The organism is Streptomyces sp. NPDC050388 (assembly GCF_040655635.1).
In the GTDB taxonomy this organism is placed as follows: Bacteria; Actinomycetota; Actinomycetes; order Streptomycetales; family Streptomycetaceae; genus Streptomyces.
The window spans coordinates 20,069-41,125 of sequence record NZ_JBFAKH010000056.1 but is presented as its reverse complement, the minus strand read 5'-3'; the positions used below and the strand labels follow the sequence as shown (position 1 = coordinate 41,125).

Annotated in this window: 21 protein-coding genes; 9 read left to right on the top strand and 12 right to left on the bottom strand. The window is 71.2% G+C overall.

All coding sequences use genetic code 11. From position 1 onward, the window contains the following. The first annotated feature begins 151 nt into the window (after positions 1-151). From afsQ1 to AB0I73_RS27700, 5 genes are all read left to right on the top strand, one after another. Positions 152-829 (top strand): two-component system response regulator AfsQ1, encoded by a 678-nt coding sequence (gene afsQ1 / locus AB0I73_RS27720; RefSeq protein ID WP_158101933.1) that lies wholly within the window; start codon positions 152-154, stop codon positions 827-829. Next, positions 826-2,640 (top strand): HAMP domain-containing sensor histidine kinase, encoded by a 1,815-nt coding sequence (locus tag AB0I73_RS27715; protein WP_363041734.1) that lies wholly within the window; start codon positions 826-828, stop codon positions 2,638-2,640. Before afsQ1 ends, AB0I73_RS27715 begins: the two co-directional genes overlap by 4 nt. Beyond that, positions 2,637-3,308: a hypothetical protein gene (locus tag AB0I73_RS27710; RefSeq protein ID WP_258308308.1), complete on the top strand. Its 672-nt coding sequence runs from the start codon at positions 2,637-2,639 to the stop codon at positions 3,306-3,308. Before AB0I73_RS27715 ends, AB0I73_RS27710 begins: the two co-directional genes overlap by 4 nt. A 113-nt stretch (positions 3,309-3,421) precedes the next feature. Next, positions 3,422-3,991: a VanZ family protein gene (locus AB0I73_RS27705; protein WP_363041732.1), complete on the top strand. Its 570-nt coding sequence runs from the start codon at positions 3,422-3,424 to the stop codon at positions 3,989-3,991. An 82-nt stretch (positions 3,992-4,073) separates the two neighbouring features. Further along, positions 4,074-4,274, top strand: coding sequence for a PspC domain-containing protein (locus tag AB0I73_RS27700; RefSeq protein WP_363041730.1), 201 nt, complete (start codon positions 4,074-4,076; stop codon positions 4,272-4,274). A 99-nt stretch (positions 4,275-4,373) separates the two neighbouring features. Here the strand turns inward: AB0I73_RS27700 and AB0I73_RS27695 are convergent, their stop codons facing one another. Both AB0I73_RS27695 and AB0I73_RS27690 read right to left on the bottom strand, forming a co-directional pair. Next, the gene (locus tag AB0I73_RS27695; RefSeq protein ID WP_363041728.1) at positions 4,374-4,736 is read right to left on the bottom strand and encodes an ATP-binding protein; all 363 of its coding nucleotides are present in this window, start codon (positions 4,734-4,736) and stop codon (positions 4,374-4,376) included. A 136-nt stretch (positions 4,737-4,872) separates the two neighbouring features. Beyond that, positions 4,873-6,030 (bottom strand): adenosine deaminase, encoded by a 1,158-nt coding sequence (locus AB0I73_RS27690; protein ID WP_363041726.1) that lies wholly within the window; start codon positions 6,028-6,030, stop codon positions 4,873-4,875. 256 nt (positions 6,031-6,286) lie between these two features. Here AB0I73_RS27690 and AB0I73_RS27685 point away from each other — a divergent pair, with 256 nt between their 5' ends. After that, complete coding sequence (locus AB0I73_RS27685) at positions 6,287-7,048, top strand: alpha/beta hydrolase (protein WP_363041724.1); 762 nt, start codon at positions 6,287-6,289, stop codon at positions 7,046-7,048. A gap of 32 nt (positions 7,049-7,080) precedes the next feature. Here the strand turns inward: AB0I73_RS27685 and AB0I73_RS27680 are convergent, their stop codons facing one another. Further along, positions 7,081-8,034 (bottom strand): LysR family transcriptional regulator, encoded by a 954-nt coding sequence (locus AB0I73_RS27680; RefSeq protein ID WP_363041722.1) that lies wholly within the window; start codon positions 8,032-8,034, stop codon positions 7,081-7,083. 63 nt (positions 8,035-8,097) lie between these two features. Between AB0I73_RS27680 and AB0I73_RS27675 the strand changes: the two genes are divergently transcribed. Both AB0I73_RS27675 and AB0I73_RS27670 read left to right on the top strand, forming a co-directional pair. Beyond that, positions 8,098-9,432 (top strand): MFS transporter, encoded by a 1,335-nt coding sequence (locus AB0I73_RS27675; protein WP_363041720.1) that lies wholly within the window; start codon positions 8,098-8,100, stop codon positions 9,430-9,432. A 170-nt stretch (positions 9,433-9,602) separates the two neighbouring features. Then, positions 9,603-10,619 (top strand): sigma-70 family RNA polymerase sigma factor, encoded by a 1,017-nt coding sequence (locus tag AB0I73_RS27670; RefSeq protein WP_363041718.1) that lies wholly within the window; start codon positions 9,603-9,605, stop codon positions 10,617-10,619. Here AB0I73_RS27670 and AB0I73_RS27665 read toward each other — a convergent pair. Beyond that, positions 10,503-10,913 (bottom strand): STAS domain-containing protein, encoded by a 411-nt coding sequence (locus tag AB0I73_RS27665; protein WP_363041716.1) that lies wholly within the window; start codon positions 10,911-10,913, stop codon positions 10,503-10,505. The genes AB0I73_RS27670 and AB0I73_RS27665 overlap by 117 nt on opposite strands. A 138-nt stretch (positions 10,914-11,051) precedes the next feature. On the opposite strand from AB0I73_RS27665, the gene AB0I73_RS27660 reads away from it, so the two are divergent. Then, on the top strand, positions 11,052-11,972 hold the full coding sequence (locus tag AB0I73_RS27660; protein ID WP_363041714.1) for an AEC family transporter: 921 nt from the start codon (positions 11,052-11,054) through the stop codon (positions 11,970-11,972). A 1-nt stretch (position 11,973) separates the two neighbouring features. On the opposite strand, the gene AB0I73_RS27655 is transcribed toward AB0I73_RS27660, so the two are convergent. The 8 genes from AB0I73_RS27655 to AB0I73_RS27620 all read right to left on the bottom strand — a co-directional run bounded on the left by AB0I73_RS27655 (position 11,974) and on the right by AB0I73_RS27620 (position 21,017). Next, entirely contained in the window at positions 11,974-12,558 is a 585-nt protein-coding gene (locus AB0I73_RS27655) for a Uma2 family endonuclease (RefSeq protein WP_363041712.1), read from the bottom strand. A 96-nt stretch (positions 12,559-12,654) separates the two neighbouring features. Continuing rightward, positions 12,655-13,932 carry a thymidine phosphorylase gene (locus tag AB0I73_RS27650; protein WP_363041763.1) on the bottom strand — a complete coding sequence of 426 codons (1,278 nt, stop codon included), beginning with the start codon at positions 13,930-13,932 and terminating at the stop codon, positions 12,655-12,657. Positions 13,933-14,025: 93 nt separating this feature from the next. Further along, on the bottom strand, positions 14,026-14,439 hold the full coding sequence (locus AB0I73_RS27645) for a cytidine deaminase (protein WP_363041710.1): 414 nt from the start codon (positions 14,437-14,439) through the stop codon (positions 14,026-14,028). Continuing rightward, entirely contained in the window at positions 14,436-15,710 is a 1,275-nt protein-coding gene (locus AB0I73_RS27640; protein WP_363041708.1) for an ABC transporter permease, read from the bottom strand. Before AB0I73_RS27640 ends, AB0I73_RS27645 begins: the two co-directional genes overlap by 4 nt. Beyond that, entirely contained in the window at positions 15,707-16,840 is a 1,134-nt protein-coding gene (locus AB0I73_RS27635) for an ABC transporter permease (protein ID WP_363041706.1), read from the bottom strand. Before AB0I73_RS27635 ends, AB0I73_RS27640 begins: the two co-directional genes overlap by 4 nt. Continuing rightward, positions 16,840-18,408, bottom strand: a complete 1,569-nt coding sequence (locus tag AB0I73_RS27630; RefSeq protein WP_363041704.1) for an ABC transporter ATP-binding protein — start codon at positions 18,406-18,408, stop codon at positions 16,840-16,842. The genes AB0I73_RS27635 and AB0I73_RS27630 overlap by 1 nt, the downstream gene beginning before the upstream one ends. Before the next feature lie 207 nt (positions 18,409-18,615). Then, positions 18,616-19,665, bottom strand: a complete 1,050-nt coding sequence (locus tag AB0I73_RS27625) for a BMP family ABC transporter substrate-binding protein (protein WP_363041702.1) — start codon at positions 19,663-19,665, stop codon at positions 18,616-18,618. A 290-nt stretch (positions 19,666-19,955) separates the two neighbouring features. Next, positions 19,956-21,017 carry a BMP family ABC transporter substrate-binding protein gene (locus tag AB0I73_RS27620; protein WP_363041700.1) on the bottom strand — a complete coding sequence of 354 codons (1,062 nt, stop codon included), beginning with the start codon at positions 21,015-21,017 and terminating at the stop codon, positions 19,956-19,958. Positions 21,018-21,057 lie beyond the last annotated feature (40 nt).

The window sequence follows — 21,057 nt, the reverse complement described above, 5'->3', positions numbered from 1 at the left end:
AGAGCTGTCACAGGGGCCGCCGCGCCGGGCTCCGGTCGTCGACCGCGGCGCCCTGCCGGATGTCGGCGCACATGGCCGTCCGTGTGCGGGTCCCACGTGCTTCTGTCCCCACGGGTCGAACCGGGAGCCCTCCATGGGACAGAATGAGCCCGTGCCTTCCCTGTTGCTGATCGAGGACGACGACGCCATCCGCACGGCCCTGGAGCTCTCACTCACGCGCCAGGGCCACCGCGTGGCGACCGCTGCCAGCGGTGAGGACGGACTGAAGCTGCTGCGCGAGCAACGGCCCGATCTGATCGTGCTGGACGTGATGCTGCCCGGCATCGACGGATTCGAGGTGTGCCGGCGCATCCGGCGCACCGACCAGTTGCCGATCATCCTGCTGACCGCGCGCAACGACGACATCGACGTGGTGGTCGGCCTGGAGTCCGGTGCCGACGACTACGTGGTCAAACCCGTGCAGGGCAGGGTGCTGGACGCCCGGATCCGGGCGGTGCTGCGCCGCGGGGAGCGGGAGTCCAACGACGCGGCGACCTTCGGCAGCCTGGTCATCGACCGCTCGGCGATGACCGTGACGAAGAACGGCGAGGACCTCCAGCTGACCCCGACCGAGCTGCGGCTGCTGCTCGAACTGAGCCGGCGGCCCGGCCAGGCGCTGTCCCGGCAGCAGTTGCTGCGGCTGGTGTGGGAGCACGACTACCTGGGCGACTCGCGTCTGGTGGACGCCTGTGTCCAGCGGCTGCGCGCCAAGGTCGAGGACGTGCCGTCGTCTCCGACCTTGATCCGTACCGTGCGCGGTGTCGGCTACCGACTGGACCCGCCTCAGTGACACAGGAGCACCAGGAGAGTTCCCGCGGCTGGTCCGCGGCGCGCAAGGGGGTCTGGTCGCGGCTGCGCTTCACCAGTCTGCGGCTTCGGCTGGTGGTCGTGTTCGGGCTGGTCGCGCTCACCGCCGCGGTGTCCGCGTCGGGCATCGCGTACTGGCTCAACCGCGAGGCGGTGCTCACCCGCACCCAGGACGCGGTGCTGGGCGACTTCGAGCAGGAGATGCAGAACCGGGCGGGGGCGCTGCCGGAGCATCCGACGCAGGAGGAACTGCAGCACACCGCGGGCCAGATGGCCAACAGCAGCCAGCGGTTCTCGGTGCTGCTGATCGCCGAGAACCCGCAGGGCCGCACGGTGTACGGCAGTTCGGGCGGGCTGAGCGGCTTCTCGACCCAGGACGTGCCGACCTCGCTGCGCAAGGCGGTGAACGAGCGGCAGAAGATCACCTCGACCAACAAGCACCCCTACCGCCTGTACTGGCAGCGGATCGTCCACGGCGGCACCCCCTATCTGGTGGCGGGCACCCGGACGATCGGCGGCGGGCCGACCGGCTACATGCTCAAGTCGCTGGAGCCGGAGGCCAAGGACCTCAACTCGCTGGCCTGGTCGCTGGGTATCGCCACCGGTCTCGCCCTGATCGGCTCCGCACTGCTGGCGCAGGCCGCGGCGACGACCGTGCTGAAGCCGGTGCAGCGGCTCGGGGTCGCCGCCCGGCGACTCGGCGAGGGCAGGCTGGACACCCGGCTGAGGGTGTCGGGGACGGATGAACTGGCCGATCTGTCCCGGACGTTCAACAAGGCGGCCGAGGCGCTGGAGAAACGGGTGGCCGACATGGCCGCGCGGGACGAGGCGTCCCGCAGGTTCGTGGCGGACATGAGTCACGAACTGCGCACTCCGCTGACCGCGATCACGGCGGTGACGGAAGTCCTCGAGGAGGAGCTGGAGTTCGAGGGCGGTGGCATCGACCCGATGATCGAACCCGCCGTACGGCTCGTGGTCAGTGAGACGCGGCGGCTCAACGACCTGGTCGAGAACCTGATGGAGGTCACCCGCTTCGACGCGGGCACCGCCCGTCTCGTCCTCGACGACGTCGACATCGCCGACCAGATCACCGCCTGCATCGACGCCCGCGCCTGGCTGGACGCGGTGGAGTGGGACGCGGAGCGCGGCATCCACGCCCGGATCGACCCGCGTCGGCTGGACGTGATCCTGGCCAACCTCATAGGCAACGCGCTCAAGCACGGCGGCTCGCCGGTACGGGTGTCGGTGCGCGTGGACCGCGAGGAAGGCGGCGACGGCGCGGCTCCTGTGAGCGGTGAGGCCGGTGGGGGCGGTTCGGAGGGCGGGGAGCGCAAGGACGGCGGGGCCCGCGAGGACGGCGCCGGGGAGGGCACCGGGACGGGCGCCGAGGACGGAGGCGCCGTGGTCGGGGGCACCATGGCCGGAGGCGCCGTGGTCATCGAGGTGCGGGACCAGGGGCCGGGCATCCCCGAGGACGTCCTGCCGCATGTCTTCGACCGCTTCTACAAGGCCAGTGCCTCCCGGCCGCGTTCCGAAGGCAGCGGCCTGGGCCTGTCCATCGCACTGGAGAACGCCCATGCCCACGGTGGCGAGATCACCGCGGCCAACTCCCCCGAGGGCGGCGCGGTGTTCACGCTGCGGCTGCCGCGGGACGTATCCGCCCTGACCGAGCGGGACGACGAACCCGCCGACAACGCCGGCAACGCCGGGAACACCGGGAACACCGACAACGCCCGGCGGGACCAGGGCAGCGCCGGCCCTCGGCGGTCGAGCGCCGGAGGGGACGCCCGATGAACATACGCCGGACGGCTCCGCGCCCGACGGGCATACGCGGCATACGCGGTGCACGAGGCACACGACGGCTGCCGGGACTGCTGGCCGTCACCGCGTTCGGTGTCCTGCTCTCCGGGTGCGGGATCCGGGCCACCGAGGTGCCGACCGACTTCGGTCCGGCGCCCTCCCGGGTGCGCTGCTCGCAGGCCGAGGCGGGCGGGGCGGCGCAGCCCGCGCGGGGCCTGCCGGTGCGGGTGTTCCTGCTCTGCGGCTCGTCGCTGATGGCCGTCGACCGGACGGTACGGGTGCCGGAGGGCGCGGCGGACTCCGGGCAGCGGCGCGCCCTGGTGGCGCAGGGCCTGCTGGACCAGCTCTCGGCGCCGCCGACACCCGCCGAGAAGGAGGCCGGGTACACGACGAACGTACGGGGCGGGATGGCCGTGAGCGGTCCGCGGTCCGACGACCCGGAGGACGCGCTGCGCCTGAGCACCGCGCCGGGGAGCCTGACGTCCTACGCGCTCGCGCAGATCGTCTGCACCTTCTCCGACTCGGCGGCGGCCGAGGGGGACGGCTCGGTGGTCCTGGGCGGCCAGGACGACGGGCCGCCGCGCCGCTACCGGTGCACGGACGAGGTCCGGGCCCGCCCGGGCGGTACGGAGCCCCCGTCCACGGCGGTCACCGAGGGGTGATCCCGGACGGCGGGCGCCACGGACCGGGGCCGGCGGGATTGTGGCGCATGCCTCACCCGGCGAACGGGGCATTTCCCGGAACCGATCCCGTCGGGCGTCGCGTCTAGGGTTTCGTGCAGCGTCAAGGCCCCGTCGGCGGCACCGCCGCGTCCCGTGTCCGTGTGACAGGAGGTCTCCTCCTGGCCGCGTACCTCGTGTTCGTCGCCTGGTGCACGCTGCGCCCCCTGAACGTCCCCTGGGTGATGCCCGCCAACCTGCGGCTCTTCGACGGCATCCGGGCCGACTTCGCGCTGGGCTGGGGGGCCGGGGCCCGCCGGGTCGGCGAGGGGCTCGCGCTGCTCGCTCCGCTGGGTGTGCTGCTGCCGATGGCGGGGGGCAGGCTGACCGTCTCGCCACTGGGTTCGCTGCTCCGCACCATGGCCGCGGCGGCACTGCTGTCGCTGGGCATCGAGATGCTGCAGACCGCGGTGCCCGGCAGGGTCGTGGACGTCGACGCGCTGTTGCTGAACACGGTGGGCGCGGCGCTCGCGCATGTCGCCGTGGTGCCGGCGGGCCGCGCCTGGCTGCGCCGCCGGTCCGGCGCCGGACTTCGCCAGGAGGAGCCGGCTCAGGGTCGGACCCCGACGATTCCCAGGGTCGGGATCGCCCCATGGAGTGATGCTTTGCCCCCTTCGTCTCCGTAGCGTGGAGAGCGGTAGAACAGCCGACGGAAGCCGACGCGGCGCCGTGGGTCACTGAACCGCACACACCACGAAGGAGTCCACGATGTCCCGCCTCGCCCGCCCCACCAACAACCGTGTGATCGGCGGCGTGTGCGCCGCACTGGCCCGGCGCTTCGGCACCTCCGCGACCACGATGCGCGTGATCTTCCTGGTCTCGTGCCTGCTCCCCGGGCCGCAGTTCCTGGTCTACATAGCGCTGTGGATCCTGTTCCCGTCGGAGGACAAGGCGCAGACGGCCTGGTGAGTCCGTGTGCCGTTCCGCGCGAACACCGATGGGGCGCGCCCCGGACTCGGGGCGCGCCCCATCGGCCGGGGTCCGCGCGGGTGGATCAGGGTGAGGGGGTCAGCCGAGCGGGATCCCGTTGACGGCGACACCCTCCGTGGGCAGCCCCTTCGCGGGCAGGCCCCCGAGCAGACCGCCGACCTGATCCTGAGGACCCTCGGAGGTCAGTTGCTCGGCGACCGGCCGCGCGGTCGTCATGCCCGTGCCGACCACGTCCTGTCCCGTCTGCAGGGCCCCGTCCGCGCTCGGCGCCACGCGGGAGACGTCCTCCGCCGGAAGGCTCTGAGCGACGGTGTCCAGCGCGGCCCCGGCGTTCGGGACAGCCGGGGCGGCCGGAGCTGCACTTGCGGCACCCGCGCCGACGGCGGCGAAGGCGGCGCCGAGAACGGCGACACCGAGGGTCTTGGCAGCAGACTGCTTCATGAAATGCGTCCTCGAAATGGAATGGGGGGAACGAGCGGTCCTCGACCGTAAACACCCGGCACCACCCGCCGCAAACCTCGAGATGCGGACGATTAGTGAAGGCCGCCCGTCCTCCCGGAATCCGCGGACGTCCCGGTCAGCTTTCTTCAGTCACAGAACCGCTGGTGGAGGCGGTTTGCCGAAACAGCCATTCGGATTTCAGCTCGGCATATCCGGGCTTGATGACGTCATTGATCATGGCCAGTCGTTCATCGAAAGGAATGAACGCCGACTTCATCGCATTGACGGAAAACCATTGCATGTCGTCGAGCGTGTAACCGAACGCATCGACCAGGTGCTCGAATTCCTGGCTCATGTCGGTGTGCGACATGAGGCGGTTGTCGGTGTTCACCGTGACCCGGAAGTGCAGTCGGCGCAGCAGGCCGATGGGGTGCTCGGCGTACGAGGCCGCCGCCCCGGTCTGCAGGTTGGAGCTGGGGCACAGCTCCAGCGGGATGCGCTTGTCCCGGACGTAGGAGGCGAGCCGGCCGAGTTCGACCGAGCCGTCGTCGTGGACCTGGATGTCGTCGATGATGCGCACCCCGTGTCCGAGCCGGTCGGCGCCGCACCACTGGAGGGCCTGCCAGATGGACGGCAGCCCGAAGGCCTCACCTGCGTGGATGGTGAAGTGGTTGTTCTCCCGCTTGAGGTACTCGAAGGCGTCGAGGTGCCGGGTGGGCGGGTAACCGGCCTCGGCTCCCGCGATGTCGAAGCCGACGACGCCCAGGTCCCGGTAGCGGTTGGCGAGTTCGGCGATCTCCAGGGACCGCGCGGCGTGCCGCATCGCGGTGAGCAGCGCGCCGACGCGGATGCGGTTTCCGTCCTCCCGCGCCCGCCGCTCCCCTTGCCGGAAGCCCTCGTTGACCGCCTCGACGACTTCTTCGAGGGTCAGCCCGCCTTCGAGGTGCTGCTCGGGGGCGTAACGCACCTCGGCGTAGACGACACCGTCCGCGGCGAGGTCCTCGGCGCACTCGGCGGCGACCCGCACCAGGGCGTCACGGGTCTGCATGACCCCGACGGTGTGCGAGAACGTCTCCAGGTACCGCTCCAGGGAACCGGAGTCGGCGGCCTCCCGGAACCAGAGGCCGAGCTTGCCGGGGTCGCTCTGGGGCAGTCCGGAGTAGCCGGCCTCGCGGGCCAGGTCGACGACGGTGCCGGGGCGCAGGCCGCCGTCGAGGTGGTCGTGCAGCAGCACCTTGGGCGCCCGGCGGATCTGGTCCGGGGTCGGGGTGTTCGCAGTGGTCTGGCTCGTCATTTCGGCACTCTAGGGCCTGTCCGGCGGATCAGGTCGCAGGAAGTCGACGGCACCTTGTCGGCGCGGGTGAGCGGCGCGAGGGGGTCCCGCTGCTCGAAGAGCTCGGAAAGGGCGTGTCGGCCCCGCGTCTGCGGCATGGTCCGCCGGGCGGGCTCCAGCACCTACGCGCGTAGACCACCAGGTGCGAATCCGTCGATACGTAACGGTGACCGCACGCGAGGGTGGCGTACACCGGGGCTTCTGACACTCTGCTGCCATGTCACAGCAAGCGACGCCGGCGCGCACGGCCCGGCTGGGGAGGGCGCTCGGCCCGAAGCCGAAAGCGGTGAGCGGCGCGGTGCTGCTGCTCCCCGGCGGCGAGCCGGTCTCCAGCCGCAGGCCCTCCCCCGTGGTGGCGGCCGCCTCCGTACGCGCCCTGGGACACCGTCTCGGCCGTGCGGGCCGGGCCGAGGGTCTCGCCGTCCATGTCGTCCACTACCGCTACCGGGGCTGGAACGGCAGTGAGGCGCATCTCGCGCGTGACGCCACCTGGGCCGTGAGCGAGATCGTGCGGCTCTACGGGGATGTTCCCGTGTGCCTGGCCGGTCTCGGCATGGGCGGCCGGGCGGCGCTGCGCGCGGGCGGCCACGAGGCCGTCAGCTCCGTGCTGGCGCTGGCTCCCTGGCTGCCCGAGGAGGACGTGGCCGCGGTCCCCGAACCGGTGAAGCAGCTGGCCGGGCGGCAGGTGCTGATCGTGCACGGCACCCGTGACGCGCGGGCCGACCCGGAACTGTCCTTCCGGCTGGCGGCGCGGGTCAAAAAGGCGAACCGGAACGTGTGCCGCTTCGAAGTGCACGCCGACGGGCACGGGTTGAACCAGTACCGGGACGAAGTGCTGGCGCTGTGCGAGGACTTCATGATGGGGACGCTGTTCGGGCGGGCGTTCTCCCGTCCGGTGCAGGATGCCCTGGCGGCGCCCCCGCCCCTGGGGCTGCGGATGCCGCTGGCCTCGGGGTTCGGCGCGTCGTTACGCCGGTAGACGGCGGGCGGCGGCTCGCGGACGGCCGTCGTTCAGTCCGGGAGCAGGTGGCCCCTCCTCGACAGCAGGAACTTCTTGAAGGCCGCCACCGGCGGGGTGTCCGGGTGGCCGGCCAGCCAGGCGACGCCGATCTCGCGGGCCGCCCGCGGGGAGGTGACGGTCAGTTCCACCACCCCGGGGCGCGGCACGGCCGGCGGGGGCAGCAGGGCGACGCCCAGACCGGCGGCCACCAGGCCCCGCAGGGTCTCCGCCTCCTCGCCCTCGAAGGCGACCCGGGGCCGGAAACCGGCCTGCGCGCAGAGGTCGTCGGTGATGCGGCGCAGGCCGTATCCGGGCTCCAGGGTCACGAACGTCTCGTCGGCGGCCTCGGCGAGGCGGACACGGCGCCGGCCGGCGAGCCGGTGGTCGGCGGGGACGACCAGGCGCAGTTTCTGCTCGTCCAGGCGGCGGGCGACGAGGTCGGGGGCGTCCGGGACCGGGGAGGTCAGGCACAGGTCCAGCTCGCCCGCACGGAGGCGCTCCAGCATGGCCTCGCCGTAGTTCTGGACGAGGCTGAAGCGGATGCGCGGGTGGTCGGCGCGGAAGGCGTGCAGCAGGCCGGGCACGGTCTCGGCGCCCATGGTGTGCAGGAACCCGAAGGCGACCTTGCCCGTGGCCGGGTCGGCGTCGGCGCGCACCTCGTCGGCGGCCCGCTCGACCTCGGCGAGGGCGCGTTCGACGGAGGCGAGGAAGGTGCGGCCGGCGGGGGTCAGCGAGAGGGTGCGGCCGTGCCGGGCGAACAGGTCGACGCCCAGGTCGTGTTCGAGGCGGACCATGGACCGGGAAAGCGTGGACTGCGGCACCTGCATCTCCTGGGCGGCACGGGTGACGTGCTCCGTGCGGGCGACGCCGGCGAAGTGAACGAGACGTGGCGCGAGCAGCGCGACGATGTCTTCTGTGTCACCGGACGGTGACAGCTGCCTCTGTGACCTCTGCTGATGCACCATGGGAACGATTATCTCGATTTCGTGCATTGGACGGATGAGCGGGGCCGTCCGTAGGTTCGAGGCATGTCTTCCGTCAGTACCGGGGCGTCCACGCGGGTGGACGCCGGCCCGTCCGTCACTTCCTCTCCCTCACCTTCTCCCTCGCCTCCCGCCACGGCGTCCGCCGCCCCGGCCTCCCCGGGCGGCCCCGACTCCCGGATGTCCCCCGGCGGTCCCGGTTACCGGCGGATGAGCCTCGCCCTCTTCCTGGCGGGTGTCGCGACCTTCGCGCTGCTGTACTCCACCCAGGCCCTGCTGCCGCTGATCTCCGGAGACCTCGGGGTGACCGCGGGCGACGCGAGTGGGACGGTGGCGGCGGCCACCGGTGGTCTGGCGCTGTTCGTGCTGCCGATGAGCGCGCTGTCGGAACGCTACGGACGCCGTACGGTCATGACGGCCTCCCTGGCCGTCGCGGTGACCGTCGGGCTGCTGGTCCCCTTCGCCCCGTCACTGGGCGCCCTGGTGGCGCTGCGGGCGCTCCAGGGGGCGGCCCTGGCCGGGGTGCCCGCGTCGGCGACCGCGTACCTCGCGGAGGAGGTCAGGCCCAGGGCACTGGTGACCGCGATCGGACTGTTCGTCGCGGGCAACAGCGTCGGCGGGATGAGCGGCCGGGTCGTCACCGGATGGGTGGCGCAGGAGTGGGGCTGGCGGGTCGCCGTCGGCGTGGTCGGGGTGCTCGCGGTGGCGTGCGCGGTGGCGTTCCGGCTGCTGCTGCCGGCGCCGAGGCACTTCCGGCCGGGTTCGCTGCGCCCGCGCGTGCTGGTCGGCGCGGTCCGGGGCCACCTCGCCAACCCGCTGCTGCGGCGCCTGTACGCGATCGGCGCGCTGTTCATGACGGTGTTCGGCGGGGTCTACACCGTGATCGGCTACCGCCTGAGCGAGGCGCCCTTCTCACTCCCCCAGGGCCTCGTCGGCTCGATCTTCCTGGTCTACCTGGTCGGCACGGTGTCGGCGTCGGCGGCGGGTCGGCTGGTGAACCGGCTGGGCCGTCGGGGCGCGCTGTACGCGGCGGGCGGGACCACCGCGGCGGGTCTGCTGCTGTCCCTGGCCGGCTCGCTGTCCCTGATCCTGCTGGGCCTGGTGCTGATCACCGGGGGCTTCTTCGCGGGCCACGCGGTCGCGTCCTCGGCGGTCGGACGGACGGCCACCGAGGGCCGCGCCCAGGCGTCGGCGCTGTACCAGTCCGCCTACTACATCGGCTCCAGCGTGGGCAGCACGGCCGGCGCGCTCGCCTTCCACTCGGGGGGCTGGGCCGGGACGGTGGGGGTCGGCCTGGTGGCGGTGGCCGGCGTCGTGACCATCACGGTGCTGGGCACCCGGGCGGCCCGGGTGGAGCGGCGGCGGCTCGCCCCCGCGTGAGGCCGCGCACGCCCGGCCCGGCGGGCGGGAAATTTCGTTCCGCCCGTTGAAATCGCCTCTCCGACCTGCACGTTCGTCCACTCGGAGGGCCGTTGTCAGTGGCCTGCGGTAGCTTCCGAAGTGCCGGGTGCGAAGGCGCACCGCAGACAGGCCACAGGGGTGGGTGGACGATGACGAACGGCACGGCGGCGACGACCGATCTCGACGCCAGGCTCGAGGCGCACCGCGTCGAGCTGACCGGGTACTGCTACCGGATGCTCGGTTCCTCCTTCGAGGCGGAGGACGCGGTGCAGGACACGATGATCCGCGCCTGGCGCGGCTTCGACACGTTCGAGGGCCGTTCCAGTCTGCGCTCCTGGCTGTACCGCATCGCGACCAACGTCTGCCTGGACATGCTGACGGCGGGCAACAAGCGCGCCCGGCCGATGGATCTGACGGAGTCGACCCCGCTGGCCCGGGCGGCCCTCTCGCCGCGGCCGGACCACACCTGGCTGGAGCCGATGCCGGACTCCCGGGTGCTGCCCACCGTCGAGGACCCGGCGGAGGCGGCGGTCGCCAAGGAGTCCGTGCGGCTCGCCTTCATGGCCGCGCTCCAGCAGCTGCCGCCCAAGCAGCGGGCGGTGCTGCTGCTGCGGGAGGTGCTGGCCTGGCGGGCGAGCGAGGTGGCCGAGCTGCTCGACACCTCGATGGCGTCCGTCAACAGCGCGTTGCAGCGGGCGCGGGCGACGCTCGCGGAGCGGCGCCGGCCGGGCGCCGACGCGTCCGTCTCCGACCCGCTGGACGAGGAGCAGCAGAAGCTCCTGGAGCGCTATGTGGCGGCGTTCGAGGGGTACGACATGTCGGCGCTGACGGCGTTGCTGCACGAGGACGCCAGCATGACGATGCCGCCGTTCGACCTGTGGCTGACCGGCACCGCCGACATCACGGGCTTCATGACGACGCTGGGCGCCTCCTGCGCGGGTTCGCGGCTGCTGCCTCTCCAGGCCAACGGCCTGCCCGGGTTCGCCCAGTACAAGCCGGACCCGGAGGCGGGTGGTTTCACCCCGTGGGCGGTCCAGGTGCTGGAGATCTCAGAGGGCCGGATCACCGGGTTCCACTGCTTCCTCGACACCGCGCGCTGGTTCCCGCTGTTCGGGCTGCCCCTCCACCTCGAAACGGAGGCCGACCAGGTCGAGCAGGGAGCATAGGGCGGGGTCGGGGTCGCGCAGCCGTATCCGGCCCCCGGTCCGACGGGCCAGGAGCTGGAGACGGGCGAGCAGGTTCACGGCGGCGAGCCCCGGCGGCCCCAGCCCTCCCACGTCACAGACGACGATTCCGTCGTCCGGACCGCCCCCGCCGGCCCCGCCGCCGTCGTCCAGCAGTGCCCGCAGCACTTCGCTCGGTCCGCTCACCCCGTCCCGGGTGACGGGGCCGCGCAGCACGAGTACGGGCGGTGTCTTGGCGTCCACGAGCGGTAGACCGGGCACGGGCGCGTAATTCATCGCGGTCTCTCGCCGGCGTGCGGGCACCGGGAAGATCACATTGACCCGGACATGACTTCCCTCGAGAGTTGGGTGTATGCACCACATACCCTCCCCGTCCGCGATGCCCGGTGCCCGCCGCTCCGGCGAGGAGCCGCTGTGCAGGGGGTGCTGAGCGGTTTCGCGGTGATCGCGGTGGTCATCGGCGTCGGCTATGGGGTCGGCCGCCGGGGGTATCTGGGCCGGCAGGCCCACGAGGTGCTGACGAAGCTCGCCTTCCACGTGGCCTCGCCGGCCCTGCTGTTCACCCTTCTCGCCGAGGCGGACCTCTCGGTGGTCTTCTCCGGCCGGCTGCTGGTCACCGCGCTGAGCACGGCCGCGGTGGCCGGCGTCTTCGTCGCGGTGGGCGTGGCACGCCGTTGGGGCGTGGGCCGCACCACCATCGGCGCCCTGTGCTCCAGCTACGTCAACTCCGGCAACCTCGGCATACCGATCGCCGTGTACGTCCTCGGCGACGCCTCACTGGTGGCGCCGGTGCTGCTGTTCCAGCTCGTGATGGTCACCCCGGTCGCGCTGACGGTCCTGGACCTGGCGACCGCCGGGGAGAAGCTGCCGCTGTGGCAGCGGCTGCTCACACCACTGCGGAACCCGGTCGCGCTGGGCTCGCTGGCGGGGGTGGCGGTGTCGGCGTCCGGCCTGGAGATCCCCGGCCCGGTCATGGACCCGGTGACGCTGATCGGCAACATGGCGGTTCCGGCGGTCCTGCTCGCGTTCGGCATCTCGCTGCGCGGCAGCGCCCTGCCCCTGCGGGGCGGTGAGCGCGGTGCGGTGCTGCTCGCCGTGGCGCTGAAGTCGGCGGGTCAGCCGGTGGTCGCCTGGGCGCTGGCGGTGGGGGTCTTCGGGCTGCGCGGGGCGCAACTGCTCGACGTGGTGGTGACCTCGGCGCTCCCGGCCGCGCAGAACATCTTCACGTACGCGAGCAGCTACCGCGTCGGCGAGACCCTGGCCCGGGAGGCGATCCTGGTGTCGACCCTGCTGTCGGTACCGGTGCTGGTGGTGGCGGCGGCGCTGCTGGGGTGACTCAGCTCTCGGGGAACTCGCCGGTGTCGATGACGAGGTCGAACGGAGCGGGGAGCTTGATGGGCTCACCGAACTTCACGGAGTCCAGGGGACGGTAGACATCACCGTGCGGCTCGCCGAAGAGCGTCACGGTCGGGCCGTCGGGGGCCCAGCGGTCGACGAGGAGGTACAGCGGGATGCCCGCGGTGGCATAGGCGGCGAGCTTACTGACTCGGTCGTGGCGCGCGTTGGACTTGGAGGTCACCTCGACGACGAATTCGGCGAGGGCTGCGGGCATGTGGTTGTCCGTCTCCGAGTCGTCCCGAACCGGGGCCACCAGAAGGTCCGGAATGAACATCCCCAGACGTGAGGGCACGGCGATTTCCTGGGTCTGGAAGATTTCCCAGTGCTCGGGAATCACAGAGTAAAGACGCCGCTGAATGCGGGCCGCGATCACGTTGTGACGGTACGCGGGAGCAGGTGACACGGTGATGATCCCCTCAATGATCTCCACCTTGCTGCCCTCGGGCCATTCCATCTCCTCCCAGAACCGGACGAGGTCGTCCCAGCTCTGCTCGGGGTCCTGGCTCACGGCGAGTGCGCTCATGGCGGTTTCTCCTATCGGTGCGTCACCGACTACAGCATGCCGAACGGGACCGGTGGCGGTCCACCGATCCCGTTCACCCGAAAGAGGAACCGCAGGTCAGGCGATGCGTTCCCGCACCACCGGCGTGGCCTTGAAGGCGGTACCGGGGGCCGCGATGTCGTACGAGCCCGACACCGCCTCGAGGGCGTGGTCGAAGCGGTCCGGGGCGTCCGTGTGGAGGGTGAGGAGGGGCTGGCCCTCGGTGACCGTGTCGCCGGGCTTGGCGTGCAGTTCGACGCCGGCGCCCGCCTGCACCGGATCCTCCTTGCGGGCGCGGCCCGCGCCGAGGCGCCAGGCGGCGACGCCGATGTCGTAGGCGTCCAGGCGGGTGAGGACGCCGGAGGCGGTCGCCGTCACCACGTGCTGTTCGCGCGCCGTCGGCAGGGCTGCGTCCGGGTCGCCGCCCTGCGCCGCGATCATGCGGCGCCAGACGTCCATCGCGGAGCCGTCGGCCAGGGCCTTCGCCGGGTCGGCGTCCTCGAGACCGGCCGCGTCCAGCATCTCGCGGGCCAGGGCGAGGGTCAGTTCGACCACGTCCGCGGGGCCGCCGCCCGCCAGGACCTCCACCGACTCGCGGACCTCCAGGGCGTTGCCCGCGGTCAGGCCGAGCGGGGTCGACATGTCGGTGAGCAGGGCGACGGTCCGCACGCCGTGGTCGGTGCCGAGGCCGACCATCGTGGACGCCAGTTCGCGGGCGTCCTCCAGGGTCTTCATGAAGGCGCCGCTGCCCACCTTCACGTCCAGGACCAGCGCGCCCGTTCCCTCAGCGATCTTCTTCGACATGATCGAGGAGGCGATCAGCGGGATCGCCTCGACGGTGCCGGTCACGTCGCGCAGGGCGTAGAGCTTCTTGTCGGCGGGGGCCAGGCCGTCGCCGGCCGCGCAGACGACGGCCCCCACGCCGTCCAGGACGGACAGCATCTCGTCGTTGGACAGCAGCGCGCGCCAGCCCGGGATCGCCTCCAGCTTGTCCAGGGTGCCGCCGGTGTGGCCGAGGCCCCTGCCGGACAGCTGGGGGACGGCCGCACCGCAGGCCGCGACCAGCGGGGCCAGCGGCAGGGTGATCTTGTCGCCGACACCGCCGGTGGAGTGCTTGTCGGTGGTGGGGCGGGACAGCGAGGAGAAGTCCATGCGCTCGCCGGAGGCGATCATCGCGGCCGTCCAGCGGGCGATCTCGGCCCGGTTCATGCCGTTGAGCAGGATCGCCATCGCGAGGGCCGACATCTGCTCGTCGGCCACCTCCCCGCGGGTGTACGCGTCGACGACCCAGTCGATCTGCTCGTCGCTGAGTTCGCCGCGGTCCCGCTTGGTGCGGATGACGGAGATGACGTCCATGGCCATGGCTGGCATTCCTTCCGAGAGCGAAGAGTGCGGCGCGGCCCCTCCGGACGACGGTGGCGGCAGTCGACCGGAGGGGCCGCAGGGGAGTTACTTGGCGAGGTGCTGCGGGCCGAAGGCCTGGGGCAGCATCTCCGACAGCGGCAGGATGCCCGCCGGGGTCTCCAGCAGCAGCTCGGGGCCGCCGAACTCGTACAGCAACTGCCGGCACCGGCCGCACGGGACGAGGATCCCGCCGCTGCCGTCCACGCAGGTGAAGTGCGTGAGCCGGCCGCCGCCGGTGCGGTGCAGCTCCGAGACCAGCCCGCACTCGGCGCACAGGCCGAGCCCGTAGCTGGCGTTCTCGACGTTGCAGCCGGAGACCGTGCGTCCGTCGTCGACCAGGGCGGCGACACCGACCGGGTAGCCCGAGTAGGGGACGTACGCGTGGGTCATGGCCTCGCGCGCGACCGCGCGCAGGGCCTCCCAGTCGATGTCGGCCGTGGTGGCCTCGGGCGGGGTCATCCGCCCTGCCCCTTCCGGTAGGGCAGTCCGTCCGCCTTCGGCATGCGCAGCCGCTGTGCGGACAGCGCGAGGACCACCAGGGTGATGACGTACGGCGTGGCGGAGACCACCTGGTTGGGGACCTCGTTGGTGCCGGCGTACCAGGCGTAGACGAGGGCGCCGACGACCAGGGTGACGAGCGCGTGCACGTACTTCTTGCGGACCACCAGCCAGATCGCGCCGATGACCAGCAGCAGCGCGCCGAGCAGCAGCAGCGCGTGCACGTTGGCGGAACCGCCGCGCAGGTTGAGGCTGTCGGTGTAGCCGAAGAGGCCGGCGCCGATGGCGAGGCCGCCCGGCATCCAGTTGCCGAAGATCATCGCGGCGAGGCCGATGTAGCCGCGCCCGCTGACCTGGCCCTCCAGGTAGAAGGGGTTGGCGACGATGGACAGGAAGACACCGCCGAGGCCGGCCAGGGCGCCGGAGATGACCACGGCGACGTACTTGTACTTGTAGACGTTGACGCCGAGGGACTCGGCGGCGACCGGGTTCTCGCCGCAGGAGCGCAGCCGCAGGCCGAAGGCGGTGCGCCACAGGATCCACCAGGTCGCGGGGACGAGCGCGATGGCGACGAGGGTCAGCCAGGAGACGTTGGTGACCAGTCCGCCGAGCAGGCCGGCTATGTCGGAGACGAAGAACCAGCCCTTCTCGTTGAGGTCGCGCAGTCCGTCGGACAGCCCCGGCACGGTGAAGTGGCCGAGCGACTCGACCGCCGGGGACTGCTTGGCGGAGCCGCCCTGGTGGCCCTCGAAGGCCAGCGGGGCGAGGTAGCGGGTGGCGCCGAGGGCGAGGATGTTGATGGCCACACCGGAGACGATGTGGTTGACGTTGAAGGTGACGGTGACGAAGGCGTGCAGCAGGCCGCCGAGGGCGCCGCCGATGAGGCCGACGAGGACGCCGGTCCACGGGCCCCACTGGAATCCGGCCCAGGCGCCGAACCAGGTGCCGAGGATCATCATGCCCTCGAGACCGATGTTGACGACGCCCGCGCGCTCGGCCCACAGGCCGCCGAGTCCGGCGAGGCCGATGGGCACCGCCAGCTGGAGGGCGGTGGACATCTGGCTGACGTTGGTGATGCCGTCCGCGCCGGTGATGATGCGGACGATCGAGACCAGGGCCAGGGCGCCGGCGATGACCAGCAGCAGCACGGGCCACGACATGCGGCGGCCGGTGGGTGCCGCGGGCTGCAGCGAGGGCTGGTTGACGTCGGTCGCTGTGGTCGGGGCGGTCATCGGCCGGCCACCTCCTTCGTGGAGTTGTTGTCGGCGCCGAGGCCGCCGAGAAGACGGCCCGCGGCGAGTTCCGCGCCGACCCGGCGCTGCTGGCGGCGCAGGCCCCACTCACGGACGGCCTCGTAGGAGACGACGACCGAGAGCACGATCAGGCCCTGCATGATGACCGCGATCTCCTTGTCGTAGCCGTGGAAGTCCAACTCGGGCGAGGCCTTGTCGAGCCAGGCCCACAGCAGGGCGGCGAAGGCGATGCCGACCGGGCTGTTGCGGCCGAGCAGGGCGATGCCGATGCCGAGGAAGCCGATGCCGGTCGGGAAGTTCAGGCTGTAGGTGTGGGTGTCGCCGAGCAGGATGGGCAGGCCCGCGAGGCCCGCGAGACCGCCGGAGATCAGCATGGCGCTGAGCACCATGCGCTTGGGGCTGACCCCGCTGGCCGCGGCGGCGGTCTGCGAGGCGCCGGAGGCGCGCAGGTCGAAACCGAAGCGGGTGCGGTTGAGGACGACCCAGTAGCCGATGCCGAGCAGCGCGGCGAGGACGACCAGGCCGTAGACCTCACCGGCCTCGCCCATGTCGATGCCGGGGACCCAGCCGGACTCGTGCATCACGCCGGTGGTGTTGTTGTTGCCGACCTTGACGCCGAAGACGGTCGGCAACCACAGGTAGCCGATCACGGAGGTCGCGATCGCGTTGAGCATGATCGTGGCGACGACCTCGCTGACCCCGCGGGTGACCTTGAGGACACCGGCGATGCCCGCCCAGAAGGCGCCGGTGAGGACGGCGGTGAGGAGCAGCAGCGGGATCTGCAGGGCGGCCGGCAGGGCGGCGTGGGCGCCGACGACGGCGGCCATCATGGCGGCGAGCTGGTACTGGCCGTCGACACCGATGTTGAAGAGGTTCATCCGGAAGCCGATGGCCACCGCGAGGGCCGCGATGTAGTACATCGAGGCCTGGTTGACGATCAGCACCTGGATGTCGGAGAACGTCGCCTGCTCGAACATCAGGGCGAACGGCTCGACCGGGCTCTTGCCCGAGGCGAGCAGCACGATCGCGCTGAGCACGAAGGCCACGGCGAGCGCGATGACCGGGCCGGCCACCGCGAGGAGCACGCGCTCCTTGTCGAACTTCTTCATCAGCGGGCCTCGTCTTCCGGAGACTCGGGGGCGTCGGCCCGGGTCTCGGGGGTCTCTTCGTGTTCGAGGTGTCCGGTGGCCGCACCCGTCATGGCGGTGCCGAGCTCTTCCGGGGTGATGGTCGTGGGGTCGGCGTCCGCGACCAGCTTGCCGTCGTAGATCACCCGGAGGGTGTCGGACAGACCGATCAGCTCGTCCAGGTCGGCGGAGATCAGGAGAACGGCGAGGCCCTCGCGGCGCGCTTCCCGGATGTGGTCCCAGATCGCGGCCTGCGCGCCGACGTCCACACCGCGGGTGGGGTGGGAGGCGATCAGGAAGCGGGGCCGGTGGCTCATCTCGCGGCCGATGATCAGCTTCTGCTGGTTGCCGCCGGAGAGGGAGGCGGCGGTGACGTCGATGCCGGGGGTGCGGACGTCGTACTTCTCGACGATGCGGCGGGTGTCCTGCTGGGCGGCCTTCAGGTCCAGCCACACGCCCTTGGCGTTGGGCTTCTCCGTGACGTGGCCGAGGATGCGGTTCTCCCAGAGGGGGGATTCGAGGAGCAGCCCGTGGCGGTGCCGGTCCTCGGGGATGTAGCCGATGCCCTCTTCGCGCCGCCGGCGGGTGGGCCAGCTGGTGATCTCCTCGTCGGCCAGCCGGATGACGCCGGAGTCGGCGGTCCGCAGGCCTATGAGCGCGTCGACCAGTTCGGTCTGGCCGTTGCCCTCGACGCCGGCGATGCCGAGGATCTCGCCCTCGTGGATGGTGAAGCTGATGTCGTCGAGCAGGGCCTTGCCGCCGGGGGCCGCCAGGCGCAGCTGGTCGACGGTGAGCACCGCGCGGTCGGTGACCGTGGACTCGGCGGTCTGGGGCGTCGGCAGTTCGCTGCCGACCATCATCTCGGCGAGCTCGCGCGGGGTGGTCTCGGCGGGTACGGCGGTGCCGACGGTGGTGCCGCGGCGGATGACGGTGATGTCGTCGGCCACGGAGAGGACCTCACCCAGCTTGTGGGAGATGAAGATGACCGACAGGCCCTCCGCCTTGAGCTCGCGCAGGTTGTCGAAGAGCGCGTCGACCTCCTGCGGGACCAGGACGGCGGTGGGCTCGTCGAGGATCAGCGTGGTGGCGCCGCGGTAGAGGACCTTGAGGATCTCCACGCGCTGACGGGCGGCGACACCGAGTTCCTCGACCAGCAGGTCGGGGCGTACGCCGAGGCCGTAGCGGTCGGAGATCTCCTTGATCCTGCGCCGGGCCTTCGCGCCGATGCCGTACAGCTTCTCGCTGCCGAGCACCACGTTCTCGAGGACCGTGAGGTTGTCGGCGAGCATGAAGTGCTGGTGGACCATGCCGATGCCGCGGGCGATGGCGTCGGCCGGCGAGGAGAAGGCGACCTGTTCGCCGTGGATCGCGATGGTGCCCTCGTCCGGCTTCTGCATGCCGTAGAGGATCTTCATCAGCGTCGACTTGCCGGCCCCGTTCTCACCGACGAGGGCGTGCACGGTGCCTTTGCGGACCGTGAGGTGGATGTCGTGGTTGGCCACGACGCCCGGGAAACGCTTCGTGATCCCGGCGAGTTCGACGGCGGTCACCGATTCGTTGACCGCAGCTCCGGCCGGAGGGCTGCTGGACGCGTTGATGGCGCACTCCTGGGGACGGGGGTCGTCTACGCGCGTAGCGCCCCGACGGCATCAAAGGGGGGCGGCACACCGAACCGACGGGGTGCGGGGAGCTTACTCCCCGCACCCCGTCGAGCGGTCGCGACCCCGTGGGTCACACATTGCTCAGGACTTGCGGGCTCAGCTCGACTTGACCTTGATCTCGCCGCTGATGATCTTCTTCTTGGCCGTCTCGATGACGTCCTGGAGCTTGGCGTTGTCCGCGAACTTCGGGTTCGAGTTCGACAGGCTCACCTCACCCGCCTTCAGATCGCCCCTGAGGATACCGGTCCGCGGGCTGCGGTCCTCGACCGACTGGGCGAGCTTGTACACGGACTTGGCGACGTCCTTCATCGCCGAGGTGAGGATCCAGTCCTTGTACTCGGCCAGGGCTTCGTGCTTGTACTGGTCGGAGTCCACACCGATCGCCCACACCTTGTTGGCGGCGGCGGCCTGGATGACACCCTGACCCGACAGACCGGCCGCCGCGTAGACGACGTCGGCCTTCTTCTCGATCTGGCCCTCGGCGGCGGCCTTGCCCTTGTCCGGGCTGGTGAAGCCACCCTCCTCCGCGGTCTGCGTGAGGAACTGCGAGATGACCTTGACGTCCGGGTTCGTGTCCTTGACACCCTGCTCGAAGCCGGCCCGGAACTTGTGGATCAGCGGGATGTCCACGCCGCCCACGAAGCCCACGACATCGGTCTTGGTGGTCTCGGCGGCGGCGACACCGGCCAGGTAGGAGGCCTCCTCCTCGGCGAAGACCAGGTCGGCCACGTTGTCGGCCTCGACCGTGGCGTCGTCCACGATGGCGAAGGTGGTGTCCGGGTACTTCTCCGCGGCGGCCTTCACCGCGGAGGCGTAGAGGTAGCCGACACCGACGACCGGGTCGTACCCCTGCTTGGCCAGCGAGGTCAGCCGCTGCTCCTTGTCCGCGTCGGTCTCACCGTCGGTGGGCTCGACGTCGGTGGTCTTGTAGCCGAACTGCTTCTCCGCCTGCTTCAGGCCGGCGTAAGCGGCGTCGTTGAAGGACTGGTCACCCCGGCCGCCGACGTCGTACGCGATGGCGATGCCCTTGTCGCCCTTGGATTCCGACGAACCGGAAGAGGTCGAGGTACCGCCGCAGGCGGAGAGCGTGAGGGCCAGAGAGGCGGTCGCTGCGCCTGCGACCGTGATCCGGGAAAACCGGCGCATGTGTGGTGCTCCTTCGTACAAGCGCCGGAAGATTCGGCTACGGCGCTGCTCGCCGCAGATTAACGCGCGTAGACCTCCCGGGAAAACCCTTCTGTCCACCTTGTTATAGGCCCGTGGCCAATCCCACCTTCCCACCGTTTCGCAACGTTGCCGATCGCGAACGGAGGGTGGCCGTGCACGGCGCGGGAGATGACGCACAGGGGCGGGCACCCGCTCGGGTGCCCGCCCCTGTGCTCGACGTGACGGCCGACGCTCTCGTACGGCCGGCCGGTGTCACCGGCTCCTGCCGACTACTCCGACTTGACCTTGATGGAGCCGTTGACGATGCCTTCCCTGGCCTTGGCCACGGCGTCCGTCAGGCCCTCGATCTCGGCCATCTTCGGGTTGCTCTCGGAGAGGCCGACGCCGTCCACCTTCAGGTCGAAGACCTGGGTGCCGGTCCGCGGCTTGCCCTCCTCGACGGACTTGGCGAGGGCGTACACCGAACCATCGACCTCCTTGGTGGCGGAGGTGAGGATGAAGTCCTTGTAGCCGGCGAGGGCTTCCTGCTGGTACTGGTCGGAGTCGACGCCGATCGCCCAGACCTTCGCCTTGGCGGCGGCCTCGATCACGCCCTGCCCGGAGAGACCGGCCGCCTGGTAGACGACGTCGGCCTTCTTCTCGATCTGGCCCTCGGCGGCGGCCTTGCCCTTGTCCGGGCTGGAGAAGCCGCCCTCCTCCGCGGTCTGCGTGAGGAACTGCGAGATGACCTTGACCTTCGGATCGGTTTCCTTGACGCCCTGCTCGAAGCCGGCCCGGAACTTGTGGATCAGCGGGATGTCCACACCGCCCACGAAGCCGACCGTCTTCGTCTTGGTGGCCTTGGCGGCGGCGACGCCGGCCAGGTAGGAGGCCTCGTGCTCGGCGAAGACGAGGGAGGCGACGTTCTCGCCCTCGACCACGGAGTCGACGATGCCGAAGGTGGTGTCGGGGTACTTCGCGGCCACGGCCTCCATCGCCGGTCCGTAGGCGAAGCCGACGCCGATGACGGGGTTGTAGCCCTGCTTGGCGAGCGAGGACAGGCGCTGCTCCTTGTCCGCGTCGGTCTCGCCCTCGGTGGGCTCGATGTCGGCGGTCTTGTAGCCGAACTCCTTCTTCGCCTGCTCCAGGCCCGCGTACGCGGCGTCGTTGAAGGACTGGTCGCCCTTGCCACCGATGTCGTAGGCGATGGCGAGACCGAGGTCTTCCTTCTTGGTGCCGCCACTGGCGCCACTGCCGCCGCTGTCACTGCTGGTGCCGCCGCAGGCCGTGGCGGCGAGTGCGAGCGACGCGACGCCCACCGCGACGCGAGTCAGTCTGGATATCCGACGCATCTGAAGTTCCCCATTCCGCAAAGCCCCCCATCGGGTGCTC